Origin of the sequence: Streptomyces narbonensis (genome assembly GCF_014649015.1) — a bacterium.
Lineage (GTDB): Bacteria > Actinomycetota > Actinomycetes > Streptomycetales > Streptomycetaceae > Streptomyces > Streptomyces narbonensis.
Genome location: NZ_BMSF01000007.1, coordinates 203,629 through 222,553 on the forward strand (window position 1 = coordinate 203,629; position 18,925 = coordinate 222,553).

At 71.9% G+C, this 18,925-nt stretch carries 20 protein-coding genes; 11 read left to right on the forward strand and 9 right to left on the reverse strand.

The genetic code is table 11. The features are described 5' to 3' along the window. The first annotated feature begins 349 nt into the window (after window positions 1–349). Complete coding sequence (locus tag IE124_RS15480; protein ID WP_189508336.1) at window positions 350–1,549, forward strand: PP2C family protein-serine/threonine phosphatase; 1,200 nt, start codon at window positions 350–352, stop codon at window positions 1,547–1,549. A gap of 37 nt (window positions 1,550–1,586) precedes the next feature. Here the strand turns inward: IE124_RS15480 and IE124_RS15485 are convergent, their stop codons facing one another. Beyond that, a complete protein-coding gene (locus IE124_RS15485; RefSeq protein WP_189508337.1) occupies window positions 1,587–2,081 on the reverse strand; it encodes a DUF5994 family protein in 495 nt (164 codons plus the stop codon). Window positions 2,082–2,351: 270 nt separating this feature from the next. Between IE124_RS15485 and IE124_RS15490 the strand changes: the two genes are divergently transcribed. The 3 genes from IE124_RS15490 (at window position 2,352) to IE124_RS15500 (ending at window position 3,365) form a co-directional block, all read left to right on the forward strand. Beyond that, window positions 2,352–2,906 carry a DUF5994 family protein gene (locus IE124_RS15490; protein ID WP_189508338.1) on the forward strand — a complete coding sequence of 185 codons (555 nt, stop codon included), beginning with the start codon at window positions 2,352–2,354 and terminating at the stop codon, window positions 2,904–2,906. Window positions 2,907–2,910: 4 nt separating this feature from the next. Then, entirely contained in the window at window positions 2,911–3,120 is a 210-nt protein-coding gene (locus IE124_RS15495) for a hypothetical protein (protein ID WP_189508339.1), read from the forward strand. 95 nt (window positions 3,121–3,215) lie between these two features. Then, complete coding sequence (locus IE124_RS15500) at window positions 3,216–3,365, forward strand: hypothetical protein (protein ID WP_189508340.1); 150 nt, start codon at window positions 3,216–3,218, stop codon at window positions 3,363–3,365. A 17-nt stretch (window positions 3,366–3,382) separates the two neighbouring features. On the opposite strand, the gene IE124_RS15505 is transcribed toward IE124_RS15500, so the two are convergent. Further along, window positions 3,383–4,602 (reverse strand): IS3 family transposase gene (locus tag IE124_RS15505; protein WP_189508341.1). Its coding sequence is split into 2 segments (ribosomal slippage): window positions 3,383–4,287 and window positions 4,287–4,602, totalling 1,221 coding nucleotides; the frame shifts between segments, so codons are not numbered across the junction. On the opposite strand from IE124_RS15505, the gene IE124_RS15510 reads away from it, so the two are divergent. Continuing rightward, window positions 4,601–4,813, forward strand: a complete 213-nt coding sequence (locus tag IE124_RS15510) for a hypothetical protein (RefSeq protein WP_189508547.1) — start codon at window positions 4,601–4,603, stop codon at window positions 4,811–4,813. The genes IE124_RS15505 and IE124_RS15510 overlap by 2 nt on opposite strands. 467 nt (window positions 4,814–5,280) lie before the next feature. On the opposite strand, the gene IE124_RS15515 is transcribed toward IE124_RS15510, so the two are convergent. The 3 genes from IE124_RS15515 to IE124_RS15525 all read right to left on the reverse strand — a co-directional run bounded on the left by IE124_RS15515 (window position 5,281) and on the right by IE124_RS15525 (window position 7,390). Further along, window positions 5,281–5,754, reverse strand: a complete 474-nt coding sequence (locus tag IE124_RS15515) for a hypothetical protein (protein ID WP_189508342.1) — start codon at window positions 5,752–5,754, stop codon at window positions 5,281–5,283. A 73-nt stretch (window positions 5,755–5,827) separates the two neighbouring features. Beyond that, entirely contained in the window at window positions 5,828–6,706 is an 879-nt protein-coding gene (locus IE124_RS15520) for a glycosyltransferase family 2 protein (RefSeq protein WP_229832486.1), read from the reverse strand. Window positions 6,707–6,781: 75 nt separating this feature from the next. Beyond that, complete coding sequence (locus IE124_RS15525) at window positions 6,782–7,390, reverse strand: gamma carbonic anhydrase family protein (protein ID WP_189508343.1); 609 nt, start codon at window positions 7,388–7,390, stop codon at window positions 6,782–6,784. A gap of 116 nt (window positions 7,391–7,506) precedes the next feature. Between IE124_RS15525 and IE124_RS15530 the strand changes: the two genes are divergently transcribed. Then, window positions 7,507–8,703 (forward strand): serine/threonine-protein kinase, encoded by a 1,197-nt coding sequence (locus IE124_RS15530; RefSeq protein ID WP_268246726.1) that lies wholly within the window; start codon window positions 7,507–7,509, stop codon window positions 8,701–8,703. Window positions 8,704–8,728: 25 nt separating this feature from the next. On the opposite strand, the gene IE124_RS15535 is transcribed toward IE124_RS15530, so the two are convergent. Then, the gene (locus IE124_RS15535; RefSeq protein WP_189508344.1) at window positions 8,729–9,010 is read right to left on the reverse strand and encodes a hypothetical protein; all 282 of its coding nucleotides are present in this window, start codon (window positions 9,008–9,010) and stop codon (window positions 8,729–8,731) included. A gap of 152 nt (window positions 9,011–9,162) precedes the next feature. Between IE124_RS15535 and IE124_RS15540 the strand changes: the two genes are divergently transcribed. Beyond that, the gene (locus tag IE124_RS15540) at window positions 9,163–11,004 is read left to right on the forward strand and encodes an alkyl/aryl-sulfatase (RefSeq protein WP_189508345.1); all 1,842 of its coding nucleotides are present in this window, start codon (window positions 9,163–9,165) and stop codon (window positions 11,002–11,004) included. A gap of 49 nt (window positions 11,005–11,053) precedes the next feature. Here the strand turns inward: IE124_RS15540 and IE124_RS15545 are convergent, their stop codons facing one another. Both IE124_RS15545 and IE124_RS15550 read right to left on the reverse strand, forming a co-directional pair. Then, window positions 11,054–12,061 (reverse strand): YdcF family protein, encoded by a 1,008-nt coding sequence (locus IE124_RS15545; RefSeq protein ID WP_189508346.1) that lies wholly within the window; start codon window positions 12,059–12,061, stop codon window positions 11,054–11,056. A gap of 42 nt (window positions 12,062–12,103) precedes the next feature. Then, on the reverse strand, window positions 12,104–13,552 hold the full coding sequence (locus IE124_RS15550) for a tetratricopeptide repeat protein (protein ID WP_229832487.1): 1,449 nt from the start codon (window positions 13,550–13,552) through the stop codon (window positions 12,104–12,106). Window positions 13,553–13,729: 177 nt separating this feature from the next. On the opposite strand from IE124_RS15550, the gene IE124_RS15555 reads away from it, so the two are divergent. Together IE124_RS15555 and IE124_RS15560 are read left to right on the forward strand one after the other, a co-directional pair. Continuing rightward, the gene (locus IE124_RS15555) at window positions 13,730–14,761 is read left to right on the forward strand and encodes an Lrp/AsnC family transcriptional regulator (RefSeq protein ID WP_189508347.1); all 1,032 of its coding nucleotides are present in this window, start codon (window positions 13,730–13,732) and stop codon (window positions 14,759–14,761) included. Between the two features lie 157 nt (window positions 14,762–14,918). Further along, entirely contained in the window at window positions 14,919–15,209 is a 291-nt protein-coding gene (locus tag IE124_RS15560) for a DUF6191 domain-containing protein (RefSeq protein WP_189508348.1), read from the forward strand. Window positions 15,210–15,302: 93 nt separating this feature from the next. Here the strand turns inward: IE124_RS15560 and IE124_RS15565 are convergent, their stop codons facing one another. Further along, the gene (locus IE124_RS15565; protein WP_189508349.1) at window positions 15,303–16,133 is read right to left on the reverse strand and encodes a class I SAM-dependent methyltransferase; all 831 of its coding nucleotides are present in this window, start codon (window positions 16,131–16,133) and stop codon (window positions 15,303–15,305) included. Between the two features lie 71 nt (window positions 16,134–16,204). On the opposite strand from IE124_RS15565, the gene IE124_RS15570 reads away from it, so the two are divergent. Together IE124_RS15570 and IE124_RS15575 are read left to right on the forward strand one after the other, a co-directional pair. Further along, window positions 16,205–18,058: a S9 family peptidase gene (locus IE124_RS15570; RefSeq protein ID WP_189508350.1), complete on the forward strand. Its 1,854-nt coding sequence runs from the start codon at window positions 16,205–16,207 to the stop codon at window positions 18,056–18,058. Window positions 18,059–18,119: 61 nt separating this feature from the next. Continuing rightward, the gene (locus IE124_RS15575) at window positions 18,120–18,860 is read left to right on the forward strand and encodes an SURF1 family protein (protein WP_189508351.1); all 741 of its coding nucleotides are present in this window, start codon (window positions 18,120–18,122) and stop codon (window positions 18,858–18,860) included. The last annotated feature ends 65 nt before the right edge of the window (window positions 18,861–18,925 follow it).

Consider the following 18,925-nt stretch of genomic DNA (forward strand, 5'->3'; position numbering starts at 1 on the left):
CACCCGCCGTATCTCTTGGTCCCAGCTGCGCCATCACTCAATAGGCCCATATTGGAACAGAGTGAAGCAAAAGGGCTCACTGGCCAGGGAGATCGGATGGCTACGAGCCTGGTGACCGAATACGGACCGAAGCAGAGGCTGTGGCCGGGGCCATCGAGCGGCACCTCGGCCGCTGAGGCTTCAGGATCGGGCTGCCGGGTCGGTGGCGCCGACGGCCCCGTGTGGCGTGCCCTGCCTCCGAGGCGCATCCTGATGGCGAGATCGCCGGTGGCGGGCCCGGCTCCCGTGCCCGCCGGGCTGTGGCAGATGCGCTGCACGGCCCGTCCGCCGCCCTGAGGAAGGGAGCGGGATGACAGTCGGATCGCGCGGGGATCCCGATCGCTCGGAGAGCTTCGGGGAGGGGCTGCTGGGTGGCCTCCTGGACCGGTCCCACGAGCTGCCACCGCATCAGGTCGGGCCGGTGCTCGCCGACACGGTGGCGCGGCTGGGGGGACGGGAACCGCAGATCCTGCTCCAGGACTACGGACAGCAGCGGCTGGTCCCCCTGCCGGGCGAAGGGCTGGCGGCCGGCGAACCGCAGGCCATCGACGACTCCGAGGCCGGCCGGTGCTTCCTCACCTCGCGCCCGGTCGAACTCGTCCTGTCCGACGGCGTACGGGTCCTGCTGCCCTTGCTGGACGGGGGCGACCAGGCAGGCGTCCTGGCGGTCACCCTGGACGCCGTCGATGACGACGACCGCCGCCTCCTGCGCAGGATCGCCGGGCTGATCGCCGCCATGTTGCAGACCAAGAGCAGTCATACCGATCTCTTCTTCCGCACCCGTCGCAGCGAACCGATGAGCGTCGCCGCCGAGATCCAGTGGTCGCTGCTGCCGCCCCTGTCGATGGTGACGCCGCGTGTCACCGTCGCCGGCGTCCTCGAACCCGCCTACGACGTGGCGGGCGACAGCTTCGACTACGCCCTGAACGGGGACACCTTCCACCTCGCCATGATCGACGCCATGGGCCACGGTCTGGACGCGGCGACGATGGCGACCGTGGCCATCGGCGCGTACCGGCACGCCCGCCGGATCAGCATCGAGCTGTCCGAGATCTATCTCTTCATGGACCGCGCCGTGGCCGAGCAGTTCGCACCCGACCACTTCGTGACCGCGCAGATGATGCGGCTGGACACGGACACCGGCCGCCTCCAGTGGGTCAACGCCGGCCACCCCGCCCCCATGCTGATCCGTCGGCACCGCGTCGTAGGCCGCCTGGACAGCCCCACGACCCTGCCCGTCGGCTTCGGAGGAGCGCAGCCGCAGGTCAGCGAAGTGACGCTCGCGCCAGGGGATCGCGTCCTCTGCTTCACCGACGGGCTGATCGAGGAACACAAGAGCGGACAGGAAGAGTTCGGCGAGGAGCAGCTGATCGACTGGGTGAATCAGTTGGAGAAGGCGGACCGAGAGGTCCGCGCGGTGGCGCGGGACCTCTCCCACACGCTCAAGCGGGCACGCGGCGAAGCCACTTCGGACGACGCCACCCTCGTTCTGGTCGAGTGGCGCGGATGACGGAGCGCGCAGGCCGGAAGGAGCTGCGCCATCTGAATCACGCCGACTCCTGGCGGTCAGTCGCTGGTTCGGGAAGCATGGCGACAAGGATCTCGGCGGCCTGAGTGACGTTACCGGCGCCGACCGCACGGGCCATGGCGTCACGTGCCGCGTCGGGTGTCGTGTCCGGGGGCACCACCAGGAGGGCGAAGTGGTCGTTGTCGCCACGGGTGATGAGGACGGTGTCGTCGCCGACGGGGAAGGAGTCGAGGCGTACGACCCGGTCGTCGACGACCACACGCGTCGGGACCTCCTCCCAGGCGTCCGTGTCCAGGCCGACGCGCGTGACAGGGCCGAGGTGTGCGGTGAGCGCCCGGATCAGGTCGGGCAGCTCGGTCGCGACGTCGCGGGAGCGGGGCCACCAGGCGCCGTCGAGGACGCCTTCGCGGGAGTGGGTCGTCCGCAGCCGGAGCAGGGCCGTGCCGGGATTCACCGCTCGGTGGATCCCATCCGGAAGGAGCTTGGGAGGGGTGGGGGTGTCGGATTCGGCCATGGTGGTCCGCCTGCCTGAGCGGGGCTGCCGACACCTCATGGCCGGCGAGATACCGCCGTGGTCACACGGTACCCCGCGTGCCTGCGGTCATGCCCGCGGCCATCGCCCGGACGGTGAAATCGCCTGGTCAGAACGGCTCGTCCGGCCACTGGGCGGAGTACGCTGAAAGTACCGGGAGTAAGTCGAGCACCCGCTCCCACGCGGACGTCGTTTCCGGCGATCAAGACACTGGGCCGCCCTGCAGGGCGGCCCGGAGACGGGTCTGCGATCATGGCCACCTCCCTGGCACCCCCGCTTTCGGCGCGCCTGTCGCTGACGCCGAAGACCACCCTCGCCGGCCGCTTGGACGGCGCCTGGTGGCCTCGTTCGCGTGACCTCACCGCGGAGCTTCCGTCCCTGGTCGACGCGCTGGAGGAGCGCTACGGGCGCATCACACGCGTCACGGTGAACCCCACGCGCTGGCCCGTCGTCCCGCACAAGGTCGCCGTCGCCGGGCACACCGTGCACGTCGGCTGGTTCACCGAACAGGATCCCGACAAGATGATCCTGCTCTCGTACACCGTCGGCCGCTGCGACCTGCTGGTGATCCCGCCCGAGACCGAACCCGCCGCAGCCGCCCGGCTGATGACCGCCGCCGCCCTCCCCGGCAGCGTCCTGGCCGCCAGTGTCCTGATGTCCGACGAAGCCATGATCGACCGTCGCATGAGGGACGCCCGAAGCGGCGAGGACGCCTGGGAGACCGACGGCGGGGCCGCCCTGCCGCTTCTCCGGCACCCGGTCATCGGCGCGCGGATGATCCCGCTGCCGAGGAACATGCGGAGGTGACGTCGTGGAGACCCTGATCACGATCGCCGCGATCGCTCTGCTGATCGCGCTCGGCATGCGCCTGATACACCGGCTCAACGCCCAGCACGACGCACGCATCGCGGCCCACCACTTCAGCGACCCCTTCCCGGCCATCCGCCGGCCGCCCGGCCACAGCCACCCCACGCCGACGGAACAAGCCACCCGTCGCCGGCTCACGGGCACCTGGCCCTGACCACCTCAGACCGCCTCCGACCGAAGGCGGCGGGTGGGGCACCCGACACCCGGGACAACCCACCCGCCGGCCTCTCGCATGAAAGGACCCCGGTCATGGCGACACTCCGCGAGCGACAGGTCTACCGCGAACGGGTCCTGACCGCCCTCTACGAAGCCACCGAAGGCAACCGTCTCCTCGGAGTCCCCGGGCGGAAACTGCGGAACGACCTGCGCGTCCCGGAGGAGGACGGGGGCTTCCCCTGAAGCGTGGACACCGTTTGCTATGCGGCGGCGGTCAGCGTAACTGATCGCTGTTCGAAGGCGATCGGGCTGAGGTAGCCAAGCCCTGAGTGCCTGCGTCTGGTGTTGTAGCGGGTGACCCACCGGAACACCGCGAGACGGGCCTCACGGGCCCCTGACCAGCGTTTCTTCCCTTGCAGGGTCTCCCTTTTCAGGGTCGCGTTGAAGCTCTCCGCGGCGGCGTTGTCCGCGCTGGTGCCGACCGCGCCGCGCGAGCGGGTCACGCCGAGTCGGCGGCACACCTTCGCGAACTCCTTCGACGCGTACTGCGCTCCGTTGTCGCTGTGGAATATCGCCCCGTGAAGGCCGCCGCCACAACGGGTGCGGGCGGCAGCTTCGAGCGCGTCGGTTACCAGCTCGGTGCGCATATGGTCGGCGATCGACCAGCCTGCGAGGCGTCTGGAATACAGGTCCAACACCGTGGCCAGGTAGAGGAATTGACCATCTCCGATGGGCAGATACGTGATGTCGCCGACGTACTTGGTGTTCGGCTCGCTCGCGGTGAAGTCGCGCTGCAGCAGGTCCGGCACCGGGGCCGCTTCTGGCTCGGGGACCGTGGTGCGGGCCTTCTTGCGCAGGTGCACGCCCTGGACCCCGATCCGGCGCATCACCCGCTCGACCCGCTTGTGGTTGACGTCGATCCCGGCGGCCTTCAGCTCGGCCGTGACGCGCGGGATGCCGTAGGTGCCGTCCGACTCTTTATGGATCTCCCGGATCCGCCTCGCCAGCCGGGCATCGTCCCTCGCCCGCGCCAGGCGGGCAGGGGCGGCCTTCAGCCACCGGTAGAACCCGGACCGGGAGACCTCCAGCACCCGGCACAGCCGCTTGACGCCGAACGCGCCGCGATGATCCTCGACGAACTGGAAACGGCTCACCAGTTGGTCTCGCCGGCGAAATACTTCGCGGCCCTCCGCAGGATCTCCCGCTCCGTCTCCAGCTCCCTGATCCGGGCCCTGAGCTGCTTGTTCTCCTCTTTCAGCACATCATCGGAGGCTACCTCGGCACTCTGTGACGCCCGCGGCGAGCCGCTGGTGCCCGCCGCGTGGCCCTTGCGGGCCCGCTCGGCCCGCACCCAGTTCCGCAGCGTCTCCCGGCTGATTCCGAGGTCCTTGCTCACGCCCTCGTAGGTGTTCTTCGGGTCCGACAGGTACAGCGCGACAGCGTCCGCCTTGAACTCTGCCGAATACACCTTCATCACCATGCGTGACATCTCTTCCTCTGGACCCTCAAGGTCCAGTGTCCAAGGTGTCCACGCTCAGGGGGAAAGCCCCGACCTGGCCGCCGCCTGCACCTACCTCGCCGGCGAGGGCCTGATCAGCGTCGACTGGGAACCGGGCAACACCCCCGCGATGGTCTCCCTGACCCACCAGGGAATCCGCCGCATGGAGGCCGAAGAGGAGGAACGCGGCTGAGCCGGACTGCCCGATGGCCCGCTCTCTCTCCGGCCTGTCCGGCCCGCAGTCGTGGAATTGAACGTGGATCGAGCACGCTCACGTGTGAAGTCATGGAAACCTCCGGCACCCGGGAGGACCTGACCATGCCCCCGACAGCAGCAAGGTAGCGGCGGGCGCCCTCTCCCAAGCCCATGGCACGGGTTCGCTCCCGACAGGCGCCGGAGGTGTGTCCCTCCCGGGAGCCGACTGGGAGCCGACGTGCTCCCCAAGCCCCCGCGACACCACCCGAGCCCACCGCGCACCAACGCTGTGACCAGGCGAAACGGCAAACCAGCCGGTGAAGATCCGGACCGAACCTCGTTCGGGACGAAGAGGTCGTGGGTTCAAATCCCGCCACCCCGACAGCCAAAAAGCAGGTGGGGTAGTTACTGGATTCAGTAACTACCCCACCTGCTTTTGCGTGCGGCTGGGTCCTGTCCGAGCGATCAAGGCGTCGTCGGCTCCGCCGGTCGATGCAGGCTGTCGCTACGCGCGTACGTGGCGAAGGCACCTTCGCCGGAGAGGGTCGCTCGCCCACTCGAGTCTGCGACGTAGAGATCGAAATAGCAGGGCTCGGCCGTATCGGGATCCTGGAGTTCCAGGAACACCATTCGCGGTTCGTCGCTGTCGCCGAAGGCCCATGTCGCCCGCAGCGTCCGGCCGTTGTCCCGCCCCAGCGCCCATCCGCACGCATCGAGCTGCGCCTCCGGCGTCAGCTCGGCCGAACCGTCCCCGCGCACCACCAGCCGTGCGTCGCCGTCGTCCTCGGCAACCCATACCCTTTCCACCTCCGCCACGTCGAGGGCAACCGTGCCGTCCCTGTCGGCGATGATCTCGTACACGTCGGCTCCCGCCACCGCGACGACGACCATCGCCAGAACTCCGGCCACCCTGAGCAGCACCCGCGCTTCGTCGGTCATGGACGTCCTTGTCGTGTCGTCCGCGTGGCTCCCGGGAGTGCTCCGGGAGCCACGCAGGTGGGCATCACACCCCCTAGATGATCGGCGGGCGGCCCAGGCGGGTCATGCGGGCGACTGTGGACCAGCGCATGGGGCGGCGGGGGCCGCAGGGGCGGCGGACGCCTTCGGCGAAGCCGGCGAACCAGGATGCCAGGCCCGGGGCGGAGCGGGTGCGGGCCAGGGTCAGGAGGGTCCAGACGCCGAGGTAGACGGGGACCAGGAGGACCGGCAGGTTGCGCTTGGCCAGCCAGACGCGGTTGCGGGCGGTCATCCGGTAGTAGACCGCGTGCCGGGCGGGGCTGGTCCTCGGGTGCTGGAGGAGGAGTTCCGGCGCGTACAGGACCTTCCAGTCCGCGTCGAGGGCCCGCCAGGCGAGGTCGGTCTCCTCGTGGGTGAAGAAGAAGTCCTCCGGCCAGTCGCCGACCTGGTCGAGCATCCGCATCGACAGGCCGTGGCCGCCGCCGAGGAACGTCGTCACCTCGCCGCCGACCATCGGGTCCTTCGCCCCGAGGCGGGGGACGTGGCGGCGCTGCGTCTCGCCCGTCTCGTCGGCGATCCGGAAGGAGACGATCCCGAGAGCCGGGTCCGCCTCGTACAGGTCGCCGAGGCGGCGCAGGACGTCCGTGTCGACGAGCAGGCCGTCGTCGTCGAGGTCCACCACCACGTCGACGTCGCCGAAGGCGCGCAGCGTCTCGATCGCGACGTTCCGGCCGCCCGACACGCCCCTGTTCTCGGGCAGTTCGACTCCCGTGACGCCCTCGGGGAGCTCCGGGAGCGAGCCGGTGCCGTTGCCGACGACGACGATCCGGGCGGCCGGTTCGTCCTGCCCTGCCACGGCGTCGAGCAGGGCCCGCAGCTCGTCGGGGCGCGTGCCCATCGTCAGTACCGCCACACCCATACGCGGTCGTGCCACGACCCACTCCGTCCCACGCTGACCGACACTCGCCCCGGATGCTAACCGTCTGGCGTCACCTGCCGTTCACCCGCGTCACGTCTCGAGGACACGGTCCTCGCGGTGGCGGGCGAGCGCCCGGCCGTAGCGTTCGGAGACGCCCGGCATGAGGCTCTCCCCCTCCGCCGGGCGGTCCAGGCCGAAGACGTAGCCGGGGAAGTCCAGCGCCTGCTGCGTCTTCCAGATCTCGCCGTGGTCGTTCGGCGGGAGGATCCGTGCCGGGTCGCCGACCGCCACCCATCCGATCGGGACCGTCGAGTCGGCCGGGAGGACCGTCCTCAGGTGGACGACGCCGTTGATCCGGACCTCCGAACGCGTCCCGATCCGCGCCCCGTTGAACACCCGGCTCCCGGTCGCGAGGAAGACCTCGTCCTCCACCGTGCAGCCGGCGAGGGAGGACGTCGGGCCGACCAGGACCTGTCGGCCGAGCGTCAGGGGGTCGCGGGCGGTGCCGCGCAGGACCGCGTTCTCCATGACGATGCAGCCCTCGCCGAGCTCCACCGCACCGCCCTCTGAGGTCAGTACGGCTCCGAAGAGGATCCGGCAGCCCGCGCCGACGCGCACGTCGCCGGAGAGCGTCGCCGTCGGGGCCACGTAGGCGGTCGGGTGGACGGTCGGCGCCTGGCCGTCGTGTTCGATCAGCATCCCGTCATCATGCCGGGCGGGGCCCTGAGGGGACGCGCGGCGAGGAGCGTGTCCGGGCGGCTCTACGCTGGTCCCCTTCCGTCAAGTTGATCGATCGTCGAAAGGGTGGTCTCCAGGTGCTGGTCGCGGACCGATATCGGCTTCATGTGTGTATCGGCCGGGGCGGCATGGGCGAGGTGTGGCAGGCCACGGACGAGGTCCTCGGCCGGCCCGTCGCCGTGAAGCTGATGCTGGGTCACGGCACCGACCCGTCGGCGAGCGACCGCTTCCGACTGGAGGCGCAGACCGCCGCCCGGCTGAGCCACCCGCACGTCGTGGGCGTCTTCGACTTCGGTACGTGGGACGGAAAGCTCTTCCTCGTCATGGAGCTCGTCGAGGGCGACAGCCTCGCCGGCAGCCCCTCGGACCCGCTGGTCCTGCCTCCCGAGCGGGTCGCCGTCGTCGCCGCCCACGCCGCCGCCGGGCTCGCGGCCGCTCACCGGCAGGGGGTCGTGCACCGCGACATCAAGCCGGGGAACCTCCTGGTCGACGCCGAGGGGACGGTGAAGCTGGCCGACTTCGGCATCGCGCGGTTCGTCGACGACCCGTCGGCGGCGCTCACGACGACCGGTCAGATCGTGGGCACCGGGCTCTATCTGGCGCCCGAGCGCGCCCTGGGGCAGCCCGCCTCCTCCGCTTCCGACGTCTACTCACTCGGGTGCGTGCTCTACCAACTGCTGATCGGTCAGCCGCCGTTCCGCGCGGACACGGCCACGGCCCTGCTCTACCAGCACATCGACACCCCGCCCGTACCGCCCGGCCGGCTGGGGGTCACGCTGCCGCCCGTCTTCGAGACGTACCTGCTGAGCCTGCTCGCCAAGCAGCCCGAGCAGCGGCCCTCGGCGCAGGCGATCGCGGACTGGTTCTCGTCGGGGGCCTGGCGCGGTTACCCGCAGCAACAGCCGGGTCCCGCGCATCAGGTACCCCATCATGCGCAGCCCATGCATCAGGCACCGCACGCGCAGCCCGCGCACCAGGCACCGCACGCGCAGCCCGCGCACCAGGCCCCCCACGGGCAGCCCGCGCATCGGGGCCCTCAGCCCGTGCATCAGGCCCCGTCCGCGCGTCAGGGCCCGCCGGCCGCGCGTCCCCCGCAGTCGCCCGCCCCGCACGTGTCCGCCGAACCGTCCGCCTCGCGGCGGCGCGAGCGGCCGGCGCCCGGCGGGGGCGGGCTCGCGGAGCTCTCCCGGCGCCGGCCCCGTAAGACGGCCGCCGTCGCCGGGGCCATCGCCTTCGTCGTCTTCCTGGTCATCGGAATGGCCTGGCTGTCCTGAGTCGGGGCCCGCCCGTCATTACTCGTCAGTACAGCCTCGGCGCCATCACGTGCGGCTCGCCGTCCGCCGTCGTGAGCAGCAGGCAGCGCGGTACACCGGGCCCGGTGGTCGCCCGTACGGACACGGCGGTCGGCGGGTCGGTCGGCAGCTCGATCGGGACGGTGACCGGCCGGTCGTCCGTCGCCGTGGCGTGTCCGGTCTCCTTGCCGTCGACGAGCACCTCGACGACGGACGTGTGCCCGGTCTGGACGGTCACGGAGACCGAGTGCCCGAGGTAGTCGGTGTGGAAGTGGTGGCGTCGGCTCATGGGTTACCTCCGTACCCTCCAGAGTAGGTACGGAGCGGCTCTCCCGCCGCCTCCCGCCGCCTCCCGCCGCTCCGAAGTGCGGTCGTAGTGACCCGGTGTTCAGATGGACCGGAACGCCGCTCACCGCCCTTGCGGAACGGAGTACCCCGTCCATGCACGAGACCCTGCCCTCCTTCGAGGACACCACCGACTTCGACGACGCGGACAGGGGCTTCATCGGCGCCCTGGTCCCCGGCAAGGTCACGGGCGCCGGCGGCCGGACCGTCTGGGACGGGGACGCCTACGACTTCCTCAAGGAGGACTGCCCCGACACCGCGCACCCCAGCCTGTGGCGCCAGGCCCGGCTGTGCTCGCGCCAGGGCCTGTACAAGGTCACCGAGGGCGTCTACCAGGTGCGGGGGCTCGACCTGTCGAACATGACGGTCGTCGAGGGCGAGCGCGGGATCGTCGTCATCGACCCGCTGATCTCCACGGAGACCGCCGCCGCCGCGCTCGCGCTCTACAAGGAGCACCGCGGCGACCGGCCCGTCACGGGCATGATCTACACCCATTCGCACGCCGACCACTTCGGTGGCGCGCGCGGGATCCTCCCGCACGGCGCCGAGGAGGGCGTGCCGATCATCGCCCCGGCGGGTTTCCTGGAGCACGCGGTCAGCGAGAACGTGTACGCGGGCAACGCGATGACCCGCCGCGCGGCCTTCATGTACGGGGCGAACCTGCCGAAGGCCCCGGACGCACAGATCGGCGCCGGGCTCGGCCAGACCACCTCCCTCGGCACCCTCAGCCTCATCGAGCCGACCGTGGACATCACGGAGACCGGCCAGGAGGTGACGGTCGACGGCGTACGGATCGTCTTCCAGCTGACGCCGGGCACCGAGGCGCCGGCCGAGATGAACTTCCTCTTCCCGGACCTGCGGGCGCTGTGCCTGGCCGAGAACGCCACGCACAACATGCACAACATCCTGACCCTGCGCGGGGCGCTCGTCCGCGACTCCCGGGTGTGGTCCGCGTACCTCGACGAGGCGGTCGAGTTCTTCCACGGGCAGTACGACGTCGGCTTCGCCTCCCACCACTGGCCCACCTGGGGCCACGACAACGTGGTGCGGTTCCTGACCGAGCAGCGGGACCTCTACGCGTACCTGCACGACCAGACGCTGCGGCTGCTCAACGAAGGCCTCAACGGCCCGGAGGTCGCCGAGCGGATCGAGCTGCCGCCCGCCCTGGCCTCGTCCTGGCACGCGCGCGGCTACTACGGCTCGCTGAGCCACAACAGCAAGGCGGTCTACCAGCGCTACCTGGGCTGGTTCGACGGCAACGTGGCCCACCTGTGGGAGCACCCGCCGGTCGAGAGCGCGAAGCGGTACGTGGCCCTGGCCGGCGGCCCCGCCGAGATGCTCGTCAAGGCCCGCGAGTACGTCGACGCGGACGACCTGCGGTTCGCGGCGACCCTGCTCAACCACCTGGTCTTCGCCGAGCCCGGGAACATCGAGGCGAAGGAGGCCCTGGCCTCGGTCTACGACCGGCTGGGGTACGGCGCCGAGAACGGGCCCTGGCGCAACTTCTACCTGTCCTCGGCGCTGGAGCTCCGCCAGGGCATCGTCAAGACCGCGCTCGACGCGGCCAACCCCGAGATGACGAGGGCCCTCACCGTCCCGATGCTCGTCGACTCGATCGCCGTACGGATCGACGGGCCGCGCGCCTGGCACGAGGACCTGACCCTCGACCTGCTCGTGCTGGACGGCCCCACGAGTGCGGGGACGCGCCACCGGCTCACCCTGCACAACGGCGCCCTCACCCAGCGGGTGGTCACGGGCCCGCCCCGGACGCCCGCCGGGCTCACCCTGACGCTGGCCAAGGTCCAGCTCCTCGGCCTCCTTGCCGGTCAGAGCCTCCAGGAGCTCGGGGTCGGTGTGGAGGGCGACCCGGCCCTGCTCGCGCGGCTTCTGTCGTACGTGACGACGCCCGACCCGCAGTTCCCGATCGTCACGCCGTGAGCGGCCACGGGGCCCGCGGGGCGCACCGGGCCGGGCGCGCGCCGGGCGGTCAGCGGACGAACCAGGCCACCACGCCGAGCAGGATCAGCGCCGCGCAGATCCCGAGGTTCACCACCTTGTACTGGAGGAAGACGGCGACGAACTCGCGCATGGTCGCCGACGGCCAGAAGTAGGCGGCGGTGGGCGAGCCGACGACCTGGCCGTCCACCCCCGCCCGCCGGGCCATCAGCGCGGCCCGGAAGGCGTGGAAGTTGTTGGTGACGATCACGCAGGAGGAGCCGGGCCGGTCCCGCTCCATCAGCTCCTTGCTGAAGAGCATGTTCTCCTCGGTCGTGCGCGAGCGGTCCTCGCGCACGACCGCACCGGCGGGGAAGCCGCGCTCGACGAGGTAGTCGGCCATCGCGTGCGACTCGGGCACCTCCTCGTCGGGGCCCTGGCCGCCCGAGGCGATGAGGACCGGCGCGTCCCCGCCGCGCGCGGCCAGCGTCTCGTACACCTCCCGGCCGCGGTCCAGGCGGCTCGCGAGGAGCGGCGGAACCCGGCGGCCGCCGATCAGTCCCGAGCCGAGGACCACGACGTAGTCGGCGTCGCGGCGGAGCCTCATCCGGCCGTACAGGAACGCGTAACCGACGAAGCAGAGGAACAGGAACGAGACGTACCCGAGGACGAGCAGCGTGGTGACGGCGATCAGTCCCACGGCCCGCGAGTGCGTGGCGACCGCCGCCGCCATCAGGCCCATCACGCCGAACATGCCGAGGCCCGCGAGGAGCGAGAGCAGGTTCGCCGGGCGTCTGCCCTCCTTGCGGACCATCTTCACGCCGTTCATGCAGAGCAGCACGGCGAGCACGAAGGGGCCGAGGCCCAGCACGAGCAGCACCAGGATCATCACGGTCTCGGCGACGCCGGGCGGGGCCGCGTCGATCTCCGCGAGAAGACCGAGCCCGAAGAACGTGACGGCCAGGCCGAGGTACACGGCATTGCCGAAGCGGCGCCGGTCGCGCAGCACGCCGGCCCCGAAGAGCAGCAGGAAGACAGCGGCCACGACGAAGGCGATCATTGCGCCATCGTAGGCATCGGGACGGACACCCGACCCCTGTTCCTACTCCTCTCCCGCCAGGGCGAACAGGCCCAGGCGGGCGCCCTCTTCGTAGGCGCGGCGCAGCTCCTGGTCGTCGAGCAGCCCGCGCAGGAGCGATTCGCTGCGGTCGCGCGAGGTCGCGCAGTACTCCGCCGGGCGGTACGCCTCCTCGAAGACGGAGGCCCTCAACAGGTCCGCCGCGCCGAGGAGATGGGCGGCGGAGGTCATCCGGCCGACCATGACCCGCATCTGGGCGAGGAGTTCGGCCGCGCAGGCCGCCCCGACGGCCGTCCCGAGGTGCAGATGGGCGCGGAGCGCTCGCCGGGCGTGCTCGGCGGCCCGCTCGCGCTCCCCGTCCCAGGAGAGGAGTTCGGCCCGCGCGTGGTGCGCCCAGGCGTCGGCCCACAGGTCGCGCCCCGTCCAGGCCAGCCGGGCCGACGTGTCGAGAACCGCCTGGTCCAGGGCCTCCTGCGCGGCCTCCGGGTCGGTCCGGCTGAGGGTCAGGGCGAGCGCGACCCAGCACAGCTCCCGGCTCGGCCCGAACTCCGGGTGCTCCTCCATGAGGGCGAGCGCCTCCCGGAACTCTGCCGCCGCCTCGCGCGCACGCCCCTGGAAGAGGGCGGTCGCGCCGCGCAGGTGGGCCAGCATCCCGAGGCACCGGTCGTCCCCGTCCCGCACGGCCGCCGCCCAGGCCTGGACGAGCAGCGGGTCGGCGTCCTCGGGGCGGCCCGCCTCCAGCTCCAGGTAGGCGGCGAGCCACAGGGCGCGGGCCGGCGGCGGGCCCGAGTGCAGGGAGAGGGCGTGCCGCAGCCGGATGTGGCCCTCTGCGACCCGCCCGCAGGCCACCCACAGGAACCACAGCGAGACCACGATCTCGACGGACGTCTCGGCCTCGGCGCTCGGCGAGAGCGGGGCCGTCGTCGGGTCCATCGCGGCGGCCAGGTCGGGAAGTTCGCGCAGGGCGAGGTCCCGGGCGTCGATCTGGCGGCCGCTCTGCCACCAGTCGGCGGCCTGCCGGGCCACCTTCACGCACCATCTCCGGTGGTGCAGGACGACGGCCCAGCGGTCGCCGCGCCCGGTGAGGCGGCGGGCGCCGACGGCCCGCATCGGGTGCGGCATCCAGTAACGGGGCGCGCCGTCCTCGCCGTCGAACAGGTCGTCGACGGGGAGGAGCGCGAGGGGGGCGAGCCGGTCGAGGACCGCCTGGATCTCCCCCGCGGGCAGCGCGTCGGAGGCGCAGACCTCGCGGACCGCCTCCCGGCCGAAGGCGCCCTCGAAAACGGAGAGCCGCTCCCACAGGAAGCGCTCGGCGGGGCCGCAGCGCGCGTAGCCCTGCTCTGCGGCGGTCAGTTGGTCGGCACTGACCGGCTCACCCCACAGCAGCTCCGCCTCCGACGACTTCCCCATGTGCCCCACGTGCCCCACGTGCCCCATGTGTCCCATGTGCCCCATGTGCCCCATGGACTCCATCCCCCGCACCATCCCGTCCCGTGCCGTCCCGCCCTGTTCCTGTCCACATCTGCGACTTATGCCGGCCTTCATGGCGAACAATCGCCACTCCGGCTTGAATGCATATGCCCCAGACCACATCCTGGGGCGCCCTGGTGCCCACCCCCATGGTTTCCCAGGTATCGGCCAAGGAGGCATATGCATACCGGGGAATCCGTCCTGGGAGAGCCGGATCTGTCGCTGATCCACGCACTCCAGCTCGCCCCGCGCGCCAGCTGGACGCAGCTCTCGGCCGTCCTGGGGTCGAGCCCCGACACGCTCGCCCGGCGCTGGGACCACCTCACCGCGGGCGGCTGGGCCTGGAGTTCGCTGCTCGTCGCCCGCAGCCAGGAGTCCACGCTGTACGCCTGGGTCGAGCTCGAATGCGCCGCGGGTACGGTCGACTCGACCGCACTCGAACTCACCGACGATCCGTACACCCTCGGCGTCCACCAGGTGACCGGCGACGCCGACCTGGTGCTGCTCGTGGTCTGCCCGGACCTCTACGCCCTCGACGTCTACCTGGCGGGCCGGGTGCGCCGCCTGCCGGGGGTGTTCCGCTCCCGCACACAGGTCGTCACCCGGCTGCACAACCGGCCGTACCGGTCGCGGATCGAGCAGCTCGCCCCCGGGCAGGTCCGGCTCCTCGCGGACGTCACCGGTGGCGAGAAGCGGCCGCGCCCGCCCGCCCGTCCACGGACGCCCCTCACGGACCTCGACCGCCAACTGGTCGCGGAACTGGCCGGGGACGCCCGCCGCAGCGCCGCCGAACTGGCCCGGCAGTGCGGCACGAGCGAGTCGACGGTGCGGCGCAAGCTGGACGCCCTCATGGCGGCCGGCGCGCTGCACCACCACTGCCTGCCGGCCCCGAGGTTCTCCGGACGCCCGGTGTGGGCGCTGGTCACGGCCGACGTCCCGCCCCTTGAGGTCTCCTCGACGGTGGCGGCGCTGACCCGGCTGCGCCACACCCTGCTGATCACCTCGGTGACCGGGCCGCACAACCTGGCGCTCGCGATGTGGCTCCGTACGGTCGAGGAGCTGCACGAGGTGACGGCGACGCTCGTACGGGCCGCCCCCGCGCTGCGGATCACCGGCACCCAGGTCTCGCTGCGCACCCACAAGATCGGGGCGCAGGCCCTCGGCCCGGACGGGCGGCGCACGCACCACATACGGCCGGACGTGACGGTCTGAGTGGCGCACCGGTCCGGAGCCGGGAGGCGCACCGGTCCGGAGCCGGGAGGCGCACCGGCCCCAGGCCGGGAGGCGTGCCGGTCCCAGGCCGGGAGGCGTGCGGTCCGAGGCCGGTCGACCCGTTCCGCCGCACGGGCCCGCGTGGTCTCATGGGGGCATGGAGTTCGCCGTGTTCGTGACGCTGCCCGGCCTCGTCATCCTGCTGACGGTGGTCGCCTTCGCCGACCAGCTGCTGCGGGCGACCGGGCGCGGCAAGCGCACGGGCCAGGTCTCCTCCACGGGCTTCGAGCAGCTGCACGCGACGTTCTCGCAGGGCAAGCAGAACGAGCTCAAGGAGCGGCAGAGCGCCCTCGTGATGCGCGACGACGAGGAGGACGGCGCCCCGCCGCACCACTCGACGGTGGATCTGAAGGGCGGGCGGGCCGTCATCCGGATCGGCCGGTCGTGACCGCCTCGGCCGGTCGTGACCGCCTCGGCCGGGTCGTCGTCCTGTTCCTCGGCCTCGGCCTCGCCTCGCCCTCGCCTCGCCCTCGTCCGTCTTCTACGCCGGCCGGGACGCCTTGATCGAGTACATCAGCGGGATCCGGGGACGGTCCGCCGGGAAGCGGTAGTAGCCGTCCTCGTGCCGCTGGAGCGCGCCGTAGCGGGGGAACAGCGAGGCGTCGTGCTCGTGCAGGAACTCGATCCTCAGGCCCGCCTTCGCGAGCGCCGTGACGACCTCGCCGACCGGGTGCACCCACTCCACGCTGCGGTTGTGGACGGTGTCGGCGTCCAGGTCCGCGTACGTGCCCGGGGAGCTGTCCACCCACGGCTCGCGGACGAAGTAGTCATACACGATCCGGCTGCCGGTCTCGTCGTCGAGCGAGTCGGTCAGCGGATGGAACTCCGCCACGTAGACGAAGCCGCCCGGTGCGACGAGCGAGGCGACGGTCTCCGCCCAGCGCTCGATGTCGGGCAGCCAGTTCAGCGCCCCGCCACCCGTGTAGACGATGTCGTACGCGCTGTCCGGGACGGCCTGGGCGGCCTCGTACACGTCGGCGGCGACGAAGGCCGCGCGGTCCTGCGAGTAGCCGAGGTCCGCGGCGAGGGAACGGGCCGTGTCGACGGCCGGCTCGGAGAAGTCCAGGCCGACGACGTGCGCGGCGCCGTGCCGCGCCCAGGAGAGCGTGTCCAGGCCGATGTGGCACTGGAGGTGGAGCAGGGACCGTCCGGTGACGTCACCGACCTCGGCGAGCTCGAAGTCCCTCAGGGCCTCCTTGCCCGCGCGGAAGGCGTCGAGGTCGTAGAAGTCGCTGGAGGCGTGGATCGGAACGCGCTCGTCCCAGCGCGCACGGTTGGCCTCGCGCCAGTCCTCAGGGGTCGGGGAGTACATGTCGGCGAGGTTATCCACAGGTTGCGGACGACGCGACCGGATTGTCGGCCGCGCGGAGCATCATGGGTGTCATGACTGAGAGCAAGGACTTCACCGAGATCGCGGCGTGGGAGCGGACCCCGGCGTGGGAGCAGCGGTTCCGCGCACCGCGCGTCTCCCTGCCCGAGTGGGCCGAGGAGGCCCCGGACCGCTCGCTGTTCGTCTCCAACGCCACGGGGACGTACGAGCTGTACGCCTGGGACCGGGCGAGCGGCGAGCAGCGGCAGGTCACGGACCGGCCGAACGGCACGACGGACGGCACGCTCTCTCCTGACGGCGCGTGGATCTGGTGGTTCGCGGACACCGACGGGGACGAGTTCGGGGTGTGGATGCGCCAGCCGTTCGCGGGCGGCGCGGACGAGCCCGCCGTGCCGGGGCTCGACGCCTCCTACCCGGGCGGCCTCGCCATCGGCCGGGAGGGCACGCTGGTGATCGGCCGGTCCACGGACGAGGACGGCTCGACGGTCCATCTCGTACGGCCGGGGGCCGCCGCCCCGGTCGAGATCTACCGGCACCGGGAGTCGGCCGGGGTCGGCGACCTCTCGCACGACGGCTCGCTGATCGCGATCGAGCACACCGAGCACGGGGACGCGATGCACTCGGCGCTGCGCGTGCTGCGCGCCGCCGACGCGAGCGTGCTGGCCGAGCTCGACGACACCAAGGGCGGCACGGAGGAGCTCGGGCTCGCGGTCCTCGGCTTCGCGCCCCTGGCGGGCGACTCCCGGCTGCTCGTCGCGCACCAGCGGCGCGGCCGCTGGGAGCCGATGCTCTGGGACGTGGCGCAGGGGACGGAGACCGATCTCCGGCTCGACCTGCCGGGCGACGTGTCGGCCGAGTGGTACCCGGACGGCTCCGGACTGCTGATCGTGCACAGCTTCGAGGCCCGCAGCGAGCTCTTCCGGTACGAGATCGGCACGCGCGCCCTGGTGCGGGTGGAGACCCCGGCCGGCTCGGTGTCGGACGCGACGGCCCGGCCGGACGGCAGCGTCGAATACCTCTGGTCGTCGGCGGCCCGGCCGCCGGTGGTGCGCTCCACGGACGGCAGGATCGTCCTCGACCCGCCCGGCCCCGAGGCGCCGCACTCGGTGCCCGTGGAGGACGTGTGGGTGGACGGGCCCGGCGGCCGGATCCACGCGCTCGTGCAGCGCCCGGCGGAGGGCGAGGGACCGTTTCCCACGGTCTTCGAGGTGCACGGCGGTCCCGCCTGGCACGACAGCGACGCCTTCGCCTCGGGCCCGGCGGCCTGGGTGGACCACGGGTACGCGGTGGTGCGGGTCAACTACCGCGGCTCGACGGGCTACGGCCGGGAGTGGACGGACGCGCTCAAGCACCGGGTCGGTCTGATCGAGCTGGAGGACGTCGAGGCGGTCCGCGAGTGGGCGGTGTCGAGCGGCCTCGCCGACCCGGCGCGCCTGGTCCTCTCCGGCGGCTCGTGGGGCGGCTACCTCACGCTCCTCGGCCTCGGGACGCAGCCCGACGCCTGGGCGGTCGGTCTGGCGGCGGTCCCGGTCGCGGACTACGTCACGGCGTACGAGGACGAGATGGAGGCCCTGAAGGCGCTCGACCGGACGCTGCTGGGCGGCTCGCCGGAGGAGGTGCCCGAGCGGTACGCGGCCTCGTCGCCGCTGACGTACGTGGACGCGGTGAAGGCGCCGGTCCACATCTCCGCCGGCGTCAACGACCCGCGGTGCCCGATCCGGCAGATCGACAACTACGTGGACCGGCTCGCGGCCCGGGACGCGGTCCACGAGGTGTACCGGTACGACGCGGGCCACGGCTCGCTCGTCGTGGAGGAGCGGATCAAGCAGGTCGCTCTGGACCTGGCCTTCGCCGCGAAGCACCTGGGGGGTGACTCGGCGGCACGGGACGCCGCGGGCCCGGCCTGATCGACAGGACACCCGGTACCCGGCCGTCGGGGAGCCGATCCCGCTTGCGTACCGTGGGGGTGTGTACCGGTTCCTGAGAACGCCCCGCTGGTGGGGGATCAACGTCTTCGTCCTGCTGGCGATCCCGTTCTGCGTGTTCATGGGGACCTGGCAGCTGGGGAAGTTCGAGGATCGCGTCGACTCCCATCAGGAGGCCGAGCAGCGGCCCGCCGCGAGCTCGCTGAAGGCGGCCCCGCTGGCCACGCTCCTGCCGGTCGACAAGGAGACCTCGGGGCGGTCCGCCGAGGCGCGCGGCCGCTTCGGGGAGCAGTTCCTGGTGCCGCAGCGCGAGCTGGACGGCCGGCCCGGTTCGTACGTCCTGACGCTGCTGAAGACGGACGGCGGCCGGTCGCTGCCGGTGGTCCGGGGCTGGCTCCCCACGGGCGCGACGGCCCCGGCCCCGCCATCCGGCGAGGTCACGGTGGTGGGCGCGCTCCAGGCCTCGGAGAACCCGGGGACGAAGGGTGCCCACACGGCGGGCGGCCTGCCCGAGGGGCAGCTCGGCATGATCAGCGCGGCCGCCCTGGTGAATGTGGTCAACGACGACGTCTACGACGCCTGGATCACCCTCACCGACTCCCCCTCCGGCCTCACGCCCGTCCCGGCGGAGGCCGCCGCGGGGACGAGCCTGGACGTGAAGGCCTTCCAGAACCTCGGCTACACCGCGGAGTGGTTCGTCTTCGCCGGCTTCGTGCTCTTCATGTGGTTCCGCCTGGTGCGCCGTGAGGCGGAGGCCTCCCGGGACGAGGCGCTGGGTCTTTAGGGGGTGTCTTACCGATCAGGCCGGGCTCGCGGGGTCTGATCGGTAAGACACCCCCTAGGAGCGAC